This window comes from Pseudomonas sp. yb_9 (assembly GCF_043103635.1).
Lineage (GTDB): Bacteria > Pseudomonadota > Gammaproteobacteria > Pseudomonadales > Pseudomonadaceae > Aquipseudomonas > Aquipseudomonas monteilii.
The window spans coordinates 117,839-128,266 of record NZ_JBICKA010000051.1 but is presented as its reverse complement, the minus strand read 5'-3'; the positions used below and the strand labels follow the sequence as shown (position 1 = coordinate 128,266).

General features: G+C 63.6%; 14 protein-coding genes. All 14 read left to right on the top strand.

Going from position 1 to position 10,428, the window contains the following annotated elements; all coding sequences use genetic code 11:
* Nucleotides 1-18: 18 nt before the first annotated feature.
* The 14 genes from ccmA (at nt 19) to ACF8MI_RS14810 (ending at nt 10,404) form a co-directional block, all read left to right on the top strand.
* Complete coding sequence (ccmA, locus tag ACF8MI_RS14875; RefSeq protein WP_060499612.1) at nt 19-651, top strand: cytochrome c biogenesis heme-transporting ATPase CcmA; 633 nt, start codon at nt 19-21, stop codon at nt 649-651.
* Nucleotides 639-1,316 carry a heme exporter protein CcmB gene (ccmB, locus tag ACF8MI_RS14870; RefSeq protein ID WP_374754800.1) on the top strand — a complete coding sequence of 226 codons (678 nt, stop codon included), beginning with the start codon at nt 639-641 and terminating at the stop codon, nt 1,314-1,316. Before ccmA ends, ccmB begins: the two co-directional genes overlap by 13 nt.
* A gap of 46 nt (nt 1,317-1,362) precedes the next feature.
* Nucleotides 1,363-2,130 (top strand): heme ABC transporter permease, encoded by a 768-nt coding sequence (locus ACF8MI_RS14865; protein WP_016711759.1) that lies wholly within the window; start codon nt 1,363-1,365, stop codon nt 2,128-2,130.
* A complete protein-coding gene (gene ccmD, locus ACF8MI_RS14860) occupies nt 2,127-2,303 on the top strand; it encodes a heme exporter protein CcmD (RefSeq protein WP_012273475.1) in 177 nt (58 codons plus the stop codon). The genes ACF8MI_RS14865 and ccmD overlap by 4 nt, the downstream gene beginning before the upstream one ends.
* The gene (gene ccmE / locus ACF8MI_RS14855; protein WP_392517589.1) at nt 2,300-2,755 is read left to right on the top strand and encodes a cytochrome c maturation protein CcmE; all 456 of its coding nucleotides are present in this window, start codon (nt 2,300-2,302) and stop codon (nt 2,753-2,755) included. Before ccmD ends, ccmE begins: the two co-directional genes overlap by 4 nt.
* Complete coding sequence (locus ACF8MI_RS14850; RefSeq protein ID WP_019096398.1) at nt 2,752-4,740, top strand: heme lyase CcmF/NrfE family subunit; 1,989 nt, start codon at nt 2,752-2,754, stop codon at nt 4,738-4,740. The genes ccmE and ACF8MI_RS14850 overlap by 4 nt, the downstream gene beginning before the upstream one ends.
* Nucleotides 4,737-5,273: a DsbE family thiol:disulfide interchange protein gene (locus ACF8MI_RS14845; protein ID WP_012273472.1), complete on the top strand. Its 537-nt coding sequence runs from the start codon at nt 4,737-4,739 to the stop codon at nt 5,271-5,273. Before ACF8MI_RS14850 ends, ACF8MI_RS14845 begins: the two co-directional genes overlap by 4 nt.
* A complete protein-coding gene (locus ACF8MI_RS14840; RefSeq protein ID WP_104834242.1) occupies nt 5,270-5,746 on the top strand; it encodes a cytochrome c-type biogenesis protein in 477 nt (158 codons plus the stop codon). The genes ACF8MI_RS14845 and ACF8MI_RS14840 overlap by 4 nt, the downstream gene beginning before the upstream one ends.
* Nucleotides 5,739-6,932, top strand: coding sequence for a c-type cytochrome biogenesis protein CcmI (gene ccmI, locus ACF8MI_RS14835; RefSeq protein ID WP_392517588.1), 1,194 nt, complete (start codon nt 5,739-5,741; stop codon nt 6,930-6,932). The genes ACF8MI_RS14840 and ccmI overlap by 8 nt, the downstream gene beginning before the upstream one ends.
* A 12-nt stretch (nt 6,933-6,944) precedes the next feature.
* Nucleotides 6,945-7,361, top strand: coding sequence for a hypothetical protein (locus tag ACF8MI_RS14830; protein ID WP_060499617.1), 417 nt, complete (start codon nt 6,945-6,947; stop codon nt 7,359-7,361).
* A 444-nt stretch (nt 7,362-7,805) separates the two neighbouring features.
* On the top strand, nt 7,806-8,594 hold the full coding sequence (locus tag ACF8MI_RS14825; RefSeq protein WP_060499618.1) for a PhzF family phenazine biosynthesis protein: 789 nt from the start codon (nt 7,806-7,808) through the stop codon (nt 8,592-8,594).
* 54 nt (nt 8,595-8,648) lie between these two features.
* Nucleotides 8,649-9,056 (top strand): GFA family protein, encoded by a 408-nt coding sequence (locus tag ACF8MI_RS14820; RefSeq protein ID WP_060499619.1) that lies wholly within the window; start codon nt 8,649-8,651, stop codon nt 9,054-9,056.
* 112 nt (nt 9,057-9,168) lie between these two features.
* The gene (locus tag ACF8MI_RS14815; protein WP_019099528.1) at nt 9,169-9,507 is read left to right on the top strand and encodes an FKBP-type peptidyl-prolyl cis-trans isomerase; all 339 of its coding nucleotides are present in this window, start codon (nt 9,169-9,171) and stop codon (nt 9,505-9,507) included.
* 234 nt (nt 9,508-9,741) lie between these two features.
* A complete protein-coding gene (locus ACF8MI_RS14810) occupies nt 9,742-10,404 on the top strand; it encodes a histidine phosphatase family protein (RefSeq protein WP_104834244.1) in 663 nt (220 codons plus the stop codon).
* The last annotated feature ends 24 nt before the right edge of the window (nt 10,405-10,428 follow it).

Below are 10,428 nucleotides of genomic sequence, written 5' to 3'. Positions count from 1 at the left end.
CAAAGATAAGGCGAAACCGTGACCCTTCACCTCCAAGCCGCAGGCCTGGCCTGCGAGCGCGACTGGCGCCTGTTATTCGAGCAGCTCGATTTCGAGTTGGGTGCCGGCGACATGCTGCAGATCAGCGGCCCGAACGGCAGCGGCAAGACCAGCCTGCTGCGTCTGCTGGCCGGGCTGATGCAGCCGACTGCCGGGCAGATCCTGCTGGGCGGTAAGCCACTGGCTGAGCAGCGCCATGCCCTGGCCAGCATCCTGTTGTGGATCGGCCACGCCGCTGGCATCAAGGACCTGCTCACCGCTGAAGAAAACCTTACCTGGCTGTGCGCCTTGCACCAGCCGGCCAGCCGCGAGGCGATCTGGGCAGCGCTGGAGGCCGTCGGCCTGCGGGGTTTCGAGGACGTACCCTGCCATACCCTGTCAGCCGGCCAGCAGCGGCGCGTGGCCTTGGCCCGGTTGCACATGGCCTGCCCGCCGCTGTGGATTCTTGACGAGCCGTTCACGGCGCTGGACAAGCAGGGCGTGGCACAGCTGGAAGCACACCTGGCGACCCATTGCGAACAGGGTGGCACGGTGGTGTTGACCACTCACCACACGCTGGAACGCAAGCCCTCCGGTTACCGTGAACTGAACCTGGGGCAATGGGCGGCATGAGCGTATTCGTCTTGTTGTTGCGCCGCGAAGCGCGCCTGCTGTTCCGCCGTCCGGCCGAGCTGGCCAACCCGCTGGTATTCTTCGCCATCGTTGTGGCGTTGTTCCCGTTGGCGGTCGGCCCGGAAAGCCAATTGTTGCAAACCTTGTCGCCTGGGCTGGTCTGGGTGGCGGCATTGCTGGCGGTGCTGTTGTCGCTGGACGGCCTGTTCCGTAGCGATTTCGAGGACGGCTCGCTGGAACAGTGGGTGCTGTCGCCGTACCCGCTGGCGCTGCTGGTGCTGGCCAAGGTGCTGGCGCACTGGATCTTTTCCGGGCTGGCGCTGGTATTGTTGGCGCCGCTGCTGGCGCTGATGCTGGGGCTGCCGAGCCATTGTCTGCCGGTGCTGATTGGCTCGCTGCTGCTGGGTACGCCGGTGCTGAGCCTGCTGGGTGCGGTGGGCGCGGCGCTGACGGTTGGCCTCAAGCGCGGTGGTTTGTTACTGGCGTTGCTGATTCTGCCGTTGTATATCCCTGTATTGATCCTGGGCAGTGGTGCGTTGCAAGCGGCGTTGCAAAATATGCCGGCAACCGGCCACCTGCTCTGGCTTGCCAGCCTCACGGCCCTGGCCGTGACCCTGGCACCCTTTGCGATAGCGGCCGGCCTGAAAATCAGCGTTGGCGAATAACGAGTCCCGGGCTTTCAAGCCCGGCCAATACCCTGGATGTACCCTGATGAAAATAAGCTGGACGTGGTTCCACAAGCTGGGCTCCCCCAAATGGTTCTATGCCATCAGCGGCCGCATGCTGCCATGGCTGGCCGGTGCTGCCGTGCTCCTGCTGCTGGTCGGCATCACCTGGGGCCTGGCCTTCGCCCCACAGGACTACCAGCAGGGCAACAGCTTCCGCATCATCTACATTCATGTGCCGGCGGCAATGCTGGCACAGTCCTGCTACGTGCTGCTGGCGGTGGCCGGGGTGGTGGGGCTGGTGTGGAAAATGAAAATCGCCGATGTCGCCTTGCAATGCGCCGCGCCGATCGGCGCCTGGATGACCGCCGTGGCGCTGGTCACTGGCGCCATCTGGGGCAAGCCGACCTGGGGCAGCTGGTGGGTGTGGGATGCCCGCCTTACGTCCATGCTTATCCTGCTGTTCCTGTACTTCGGCATTATTGCGTTGGGCCAGGCGATCAGTAATCGTGACAGTGCGGCCAAGGCCTGCGCGGTGCTGGCGATTGTCGGTGTGGTGAACATCCCGATCATCAAGTACTCGGTGGAGTGGTGGAACACCCTGCACCAGGGCGCCACCTTCACCCTTACCGAAAAACCGGCGATGCCCGCCGAAATGTGGCTGCCGTTGCTGTGCACGGCGCTGGGTTTCTACTGCTTCTTCGGTGCCGTGCTGCTGTTGCGCATGCGCCTTGAAGTGCTCAAGCGCGAGGCGCGCGCCAGTTGGGTCAAGGACGAAGTGTTGAACAGCCTGGGGCGGAGGGCCGCACAATGAGCTTTGCCACCTTTGGTGACTTTCTTGCCATGGGCCACCATGGCCTGTACGTGTGGTCGGCCTATGGCATCTGCCTGGCCGTGCTGGCGCTGAACGTTGCTGCGCCGCTGCTGGCCCGCCGTCGCTACCTGCAAGAAGAGGCGCGCCGTTTGCGCCGGGAGAACAACCAGTGAATCCGCAGCGCAAGAAACGCCTGTTGCTCATCGTCGGCCTGCTGGTCGGCGTCGGGGTTGCCGTCGGCTTTGCCTTGAGCGCACTGCAGCAGAACATCAACCTGTTCTACACCCCCACCCAGATCGCCAATGGCGAAGCACCGCTGGACACGCGCATCCGCGCAGGCGGCATGGTCGAGAAAGGCTCGGTGCAACGTTCGTCCGACTCGCTGGATGTGCGCTTCGTGGTCACCGACTTCAACAAGTCGGTACCGATCACCTATCGTGGCATCCTGCCTGACCTGTTCCGCGAAGAGCAGGGCATTGTCGCCCTGGGCAAGGTCAACGCCGACGGTGTGGTGGTGGCCGACGAAGTGCTGGCCAAGCACGATGAGAAGTACATGCCGCCCGAGGTCACCAAGGCCCTGAAGGAAAGCGGCCAGGCCGCCACGGGTGCGGAGGCCAAGCCATGAACGCGGCGCTGGTAATCCCCGAACTGGGCCAGCTGGCGATGATCCTGGCCATCTGCTTCGCCGCCGTACAGGCCAGTGTGCCGCTGCTCGGCGCCTGGCGTGGCGACAGCCTGTGGATGAGCCTGGCGCGGCCGGCGGCATGGGGGCAGTTCGCGTTCCTGGCGTTTGCCTTCGCATGCCTCACTCATGCCTTCATGACCGACAATTTCTCGGTTGCCTACGTCGCCAGCAACTCCAACAGCGCCTTGCCCTGGTACTACAAGTTCAGCGCTGTGTGGGGCGCCCACGAAGGGTCGTTGCTGCTCTGGGCGCTGATCCTGGGCGGCTGGACCTTTGCCGTGTCGGTGTTCTCGCGCCAGTTGCCGCAGGTGATGCTGGCCCGCGTGCTGGCGGTGATGGGCATGATCAGCGTGGGCTTCCTGAGCTTCCTGATCATCACCTCCAACCCGTTCCAGCGCCTGCTGCCGCAGGTGCCGACCGATGGTCGCGACCTCAACCCGCTGCTGCAGGACTTTGGCCTGATTGTTCACCCGCCGATGCTGTACATGGGTTACGTGGGCTTCTCGGTGGCCTTCGCCTTCGCCATCGCTGCCTTGCTCGGCGGCCGCCTGGATGCTGCCTGGGCGCGCTGGTCGCGGCCGTGGACCATCGTTGCCTGGGCCTTCCTTGGCGTGGGCATCACCCTGGGATCGTGGTGGGCCTACTATGAGCTGGGCTGGGGGGGCTGGTGGTTCTGGGACCCGGTGGAGAACGCCTCGTTCATGCCCTGGCTGGTAGGCACGGCGCTGATCCACTCGCTGGCAGTGACCGAAAAACGCGGGGTGTTCAAGAGCTGGACAGTGCTGCTGGCCATTGCCGCGTTCTCGTTGAGCCTGCTGGGGACTTTCCTGGTGCGTTCCGGTGTGCTGACCTCGGTGCACGCCTTTGCCGCCGACCCGTCGCGGGGCATTTTCATCCTGATCTTCCTGCTGTTCGTGGTCGGTGGTTCGCTCACCCTGTTCGCCCTGCGTGCCCCAGTGGTCAAGAGCCAGGTCGGCTTCGCCCTGTGGTCGCGCGAGACGCTGCTGCTGGCCAACAATCTGGTGCTGGTGGTGGCTGCTTCGATGATCCTGCTCGGCACCCTGTACCCGCTGGTACTCGATGCCCTCACCGGGGCCAAGCTGTCGGTCGGCCCGCCGTACTTTGATGCCTTGTTCCTGCCGCTGATGGCGCTGTTGATGGTGGTGCTGAGCGTGGGGGTGGTGGTGCGCTGGAAGGACACCCCGGGCAAATGGCTGGCCAGCATGATGACCCCGGTGCTGATTGGCAGCGCCATCCTGGCCCCTGTGGCCGGCTTTATCGTCGATGACTTCGACTGGCCGACCCTGACCGCCTTCGCCCTGGCCGCCTGGGTAGTGCTCGGCGGGCTGCGCGACATCCTCGACAAGACCCGCCACAAAGGCCTGCTCAAGGGCCTGCCCGGCCTGGGCCGCAGCTACTGGGGCATGCAGCTGGCGCACCTGGGCCTGGCGGTGTGCGCGCTGGGCGTGGTGCTGTCGAGCAACAACAGCGCCGAACGCGACCTGCGCATGGCCCCGGGCGAAAGCGTGGAACTGGGTGGTTACCACTTCCTGTTCCAGGGCGCCAAGCACTTTGAAGGGCCGAACTTCATCTCCGACAAGGGTACCGTGGTGGTCAGCCGTGATGGCCGTGAAATTACCACCCTGCACCCGGAGAAGCGCCTGTACACCGTGCAGCAGTCGATGATGACCGAAGCCGGTATCGATGCAGGCTTTACCCGCGACCTGTACGTCGCCCTGGGCGAGCCGCTGGAGAACGGCGCGTGGGCCGTGCGCGTACATATCAAGCCTTACGTTCGCTGGATCTGGCTGGGCGGTCTGCTGACTGGCCTGGGTGGGTTGCTGGCGGCCCTCGACCGGCGTTACCGCGTCAAGGTCAAGACCCGGGTGCGTGATGCCCTGGGCGTGTCTGGAGCAGCTGCATGAAGCGTTGGATCATGGTAGTCCCCCTGGCAGTGTTCCTGCTGGTGGCGGTGTTCCTCTACAAAGGGCTGTTCCTCAAGCCCGACGAGCTGCCTTCGGCAATGATCGGCAAACCGTTCCCGGTGTTTTCGCTGGCCTCGACCCAGGGCGACCGCACCCTGACCCAGGCCGACTTGCAGGGCCGCCCGGCGCTGGTCAACGTGTGGGCCACCTGGTGCCCGTCGTGCAAGGTCGAGCACCCGTACCTTAACCAGCTAGCCCAGCAGGGCGTGGTGATTCACGGGGTCAACTACAAGGACGACAATGCCGCCGCGCAAAAATGGCTGGCCGAGTTCCACAACCCTTATCAGCTGGATATCCGCGACGAGCAGGGCAGCCTGGGCCTGGACCTGGGCGTGTACGGCGCGCCGGAAACCTTCCTGATCGACGCCAAGGGCATCATTCGCTACAAACACGTGGGCATTGTCGATGCCACGGTGTGGCGCGAACAGCTCGCCCCGCTTTACCAGGGCCTGGTCGATGAGGCCAAACCATGAGGCGTTGGCTGGCGGCTGCCGTGCTGGGCATGAGCTTGGCCGGCGTGGCCAAGGCGGCCATCGACACCTACCAGTTCCGCGACGAGGCCGAGCGCGAGCGCTATCAGCAACTGACCAAGGAACTGCGCTGCCCCAAGTGCCAGAACCAGGACATCGCCGACTCCAACGCGCCGATTGCCGCCGACCTGCGCCGGGAAATCTTCCGCATGTTGGGCGAGGGCAAGAGCAACCAGCAGATCGTCGACTTCATGGTCGACCGCTATGGCGACTTCGTGCGCTACAAGCCGGCGCTCAGCGGGCGCACCTGGCTGTTGTGGTTCGGCCCGGGGATTCTGCTGGCCGGCGGTTTCGTGGTGTTGGCGGTGATCGTGCGCCGGCGCCGCGGTACGGCTGTGCAGGGCGGCAATGAATTGTCTGCCGAAGAACGCGAGCGTCTCGCCAAACTGCTGGAAAAAGAACAGACCCATGATTGAATTCTGGCTTAGCGCGGGCCTGCTGCTGCTCGCTGCCCTCAGCTTTTTGCTGATCCCTGTCCTGCGTGGCCGTCTTCGTCAGCAGGAAGAAGACCGCACCGCCCTGAACGTGGCCCTGTACCAGGAGCGTGTTGCCGAACTGGCCGCCCAGCAGGCTGCGGGCGTGCTTGACGAGGCGCAGATGACCAGGGGCCGTGACGAGGCTGCCCGCGAATTGCTGGCCGATACCGAAGGCGCCGAGGCACCGCGCCAGGGCCACTTGGGAAAGGCCTTGCCGCTGCTGGCGGCTGTGCTGGTACCGCTGATGGCGCTTGGGCTGTACCTGCATTTTGGTGCGGCCGACAAGGTGGCCCTGACCCAGGAATTCGCCGAGGCGCCCAAGTCGATGGAAGAAATGACCACGCGTCTGGAGCGCGTGGTGCAGGCCCAGCCGGATTCGGCCGAGGCCATGTACTTCCTGGGCCGCGCCTACATGGCCGAGCAACGCCCGGCTGATGCGGCGCGCACCTTCGAGCGGGCCGTGGCATTGGCCGGCCGACAGCCCGAGCTGCTGGGGCAATGGGCTCAGGCCCTGTATTTTGCTGCTGACAAACAGTGGAGCCCGCAGTTGCAGGTGCTGACTGACGAAGCCTTGAAAGCCGACCCCAACGAGGTGACCAGCCTGGGCCTGCGCGGCATTGCGGCCTTCGAAGGTGAGCGTTACCAGGAAGCCATCGACTACTGGAAGCGCCTGCTGGCGCAGCTGCCGGAAGGTGACGCATCGCGTGACGCCCTGCAGGGCGGTATCGACCGCGCCGTCGAGCGCCTGGGGGGGGCTGTGGCGGAAGCTCCCCCCGCACCTGCAGCGGCCCGCCTGAAAGTACGGGTGGAGCTGGCGGCGGCGCTGAAAGACAAGGTCAAGCCGGGCGACACCGTGTTCATCTTTGCCCGCGCCAGCAATGGCCCGCCCATGCCGCTGGCGGCCAAGCGGGTGACGGTGGCGCAGTTGCCGATCGAGGTGGAGTTGTCTGATGCTGACGCGATGATGCCGCAGATGAAACTGTCGCAATTTGCCGAAGTCCAACTGGTTGCACGTGTATCGCGCGCTGGCCAGCCTACCCACGGCGAATGGATTGGCCAGGGAGCGCCACTGCCCAGCGCCACCCAGGCTACCCAGCGCCTGACCATCGACAGCCCCGACCAGTAAGAGAGCAATGCCATGCACAGCACCGTCCGCCTGACCCTGATTACCCTGGCCCTGGGTTTGTCTGCGTGTACGGTGCATCAGCCGTATGAGCAGCCTGAACCCCCGATTGAACGCGTGCCGCCACAGGGGCCGGTGGTCAAGCCGTTGCCGGGCGGGCAGCCATCGTCCCAGCCGAGCAAGCCGGCGGCGATTCCCAAACCGATGCCGCGTACCTCGGCCAGCTTTGCGCCACCGCCTGGTGGGGCGAGCCATTGGGACCCTAAACTGGGTGTATATGTGTTGGAGAAACAGCCCAATACCTTCTACCGGCAGCGTACGTATTACCGGTTTGATAACGGTTGGAGCTGGTCGTTGAGCCCGAATGGTCCGTGGCAAGAAACGGATAGCAGTGGTGTGCCAGGGGGGTTGGGGCGGGCGTTCGCTCAATAGTGGGCTTTTGGGGGTTGTCTTGAGTTTTTTGGGGTGTTCGAGATCGAGCGCCGCCCGCGCCTACGTTCATTTCGGGCCAGTCCGTCCTATGAGATTCGCGCGCGAACGCATTGGCGCATGGCACAGTATCGAGTTGTACAAACAAGGCGGTCGCGCGCGTCTGTCACAGGCATAACTGGCCCGAAACAAGCGTAGGAGTGAGCGCAGCTCACGATGCGCCGCGCGCGCGGCGCTCGATCTCCCAGGCGTCATGTAATCTCGTCTTACATCTATCGATACAGTACAGTTTTCCGCGAAATTACCAATTGACTGTACTGTATGGTCACTCCGCATAATCCCCACCTGCAGGCGTTCTTTGCAGGTGAGCCCGTCTTGACCCCGGTTCGCGCGTAAATCTCTATCAGCCATCTGCCTGGCAACACCCGGGCAACAAGGAGTGTGTGCATGCAACTCGAAATCTTCCAGGTCGATGCCTTTTCCGCCGAACCGTTCGGTGGCAACCCGGCCGCCGTGATTCCGCTGCAAAGCTGGCTGCCGGACGATGTGCTGCAGCGCATCGCCGAAGAGAACAACCTGTCGGAAACCGCCTATTTCGTGCGCAATGGTGAAACTTACGACCTGCGCTGGTTCACCCCGACCGTGGAAGTTGACCTGTGCGGCCACGCCACCCTGGCGTCCGCCTATGTGCTGTTCGAGCAACTGGGCGAGCAGGCGCAGGTGCTCCGCTTCAACACCCGCAGCGGCGAGTTGCGCGTCAGCCGTGGCGCTGACGGGTTGCTAGCGATGGATTTCCCGGCCAAGCAGCCGGTTGCGGTGGATATTCCGGCAGGGTTGCTGCAAGCGCTGGGTTTGAACCAGGCACAGGCGTTGTACCAAAGCGACGACTATGTGGTGGTGATCGACGATGCGTTGATCCTCGACACCCTGACGCCGGACTTCGTAGCGTTGAACACGTTCGACGTGCGTGGTATTGCCGTGACGGCAGCAGGGCGTGGTTTTGATTTCGTCACCCGCTGGTTCGGCCCGCGGGTTGGCGTGAATGAAGACCCGGTAACCGGTTCGGCGCACACCTCGCTGGCACCGGTGTGGGCGGAGCGTTTGGGCAAGCGGGTACTAAGCTGTGAGCAGGGCGGGGCGCGCAAAGGGCAGCTGCAGTGCGAAGTGCCGGGCAATGGCCGGGTAATCATCAGCGGGCGGGCGGCGTTGTACCTGCGCGGTACCGTCTACTTCTGAGGCCCGTTCAGGCATCTATACTGGCTGGCTCTTTCCCTGTTCAAGGAGCCAGCCATGGCCCTGGAAAAACAAGGCACTTGCCTGTGTGGTGCCACCACGCTCAAGGTCACTGTAGACAACACCCATGTCAGTGCCTGCCATTGCAGCATGTGCCGCAAATGGACTGGCGGCCCGCTGCTGGTTGTGGAGTGCAGCCGGCCCCCGGTGATCGAAGGGCGTGCACCCTCGGTGTATGAGTCGTCTGACTGGGCTCAGCGCGCGTTTTGCGGCCAGTGCGGCACGCACCTGTATTACCGGCTCAAGGCCAACGACTTCCATGCCGTGCCGGTCGGCCTGCTCGACGGTGACCAGGCGTGGGATTTCAACCTGCAGATTTTCGTGGAAGAAAAACCCGCCTGGTACTGCTTTGCCAACCAGACCAAGGAACTGACTGGCCAAGAGGTGTTCGAGCAGAACAGCTGATTGCTCAGCGCGGCCCGGTTTGAAGCGGCGGCATGAAACACCGCGCAAACTTGCAAAACCGGTGCATTCCTGAGAAAAGGGCGGCTTTGTTTTCCCGCGTTGGAGCGTGCCCATGAGCCAAGAACTGCAGATCATCGACCTGGTGGAGGGTGATGGCAAAGCCGCCGTCAAAGGCGCCCTGATCACCACCCAGTACACCGGCTGGCTGGCCGACGGCAGCGAGTTCGATTCGTCCTGGTCACGCGGTAAGCCGTTCCAGTGCGTGATCGGCACCGGCCGGGTGATCAAAGGCTGGGATCAAGGCCTGATGGGCATGCGTGTGGGTGGCAAGCGCAAGCTGCAGGTTCCAGCACACCTGGGCTATGGCGAGCGCAGCGTGGGGGCGATCCCGCCGAATTCGGACCTGACCTTCGAGATCGAATTGCTGGAAGTGCTGACGCGGGATGATTGAACTGCTGCATTGCAACCTCAGGTTCTGGCCGCTTACACAATTGCGCAACACCCATCCCCTAACCTAGGCCTTGCCTAGGGAACGGCATCTACCTCCAGGGAGGAACCAAACGGGTTCAGGGCACTCTGACCCTCACTCGTTGCCAAGGATGGCATTCACTACAAGGGCGCCCAGCAGCTGATGGGGCGATGTGGCGGGTTGATCCGATTTTCTTTGCCACACGAGCCTGCCTTGATGAAGTTGCCAACATTCTTCCGCCGTCGCCGTCACTTGCTGCTGAGCCTGGTGCTTACAGCTGTCGCCGTACCGCTGGCGTTGGAGGCTGTCGAAAGCCGTGCGCAAGCGGTGGATGGCACCCAGACCCTGGTGTTCCTGCGCCATGCCGAGAAGCCGGGCGAGGGGCTGGGCCAGTTGAACTGCCAAGGCCTGAACCGTGCGCTGGACCTGGCCACTGTGCTGCCCGAGCGCTTTGGCAAGGCCGATTACGTGTTCGCTGCCAACCCTTCGCGGCATGTCGAGGAAGGCAGCAAGGACGAAAGCTACAGCTACATCCGCCCGTTGATGACCATTACCCCCAGCGCCATCCGTCTGGGCCTGCCGGTGAACATCGACTATGGCGCCAACGACACCGACGAACTGGCTGACGAGCTGCTGAGCGACAAGTACCGCAATGCAACCATCTACACCGCCTGGTCGCATGGTTACCTCCCGGAGTTGATCAATACCGTGGCCGGCAAGGCGCTGGGTGAAGAGCGGGTGATTACCGATGACTGGAACGGCGATGACTTCGATACCCTCTATGTACTGACCCTGACCTGGCACGACGGCAAGGCCAGCCTGCTCAGCCGTAACGTACGCCAGGGCCTGAATGACGGTGCGCACAGCTGCCCGACCTGAGGTTATAGTGCAGCGTTAGCCCGA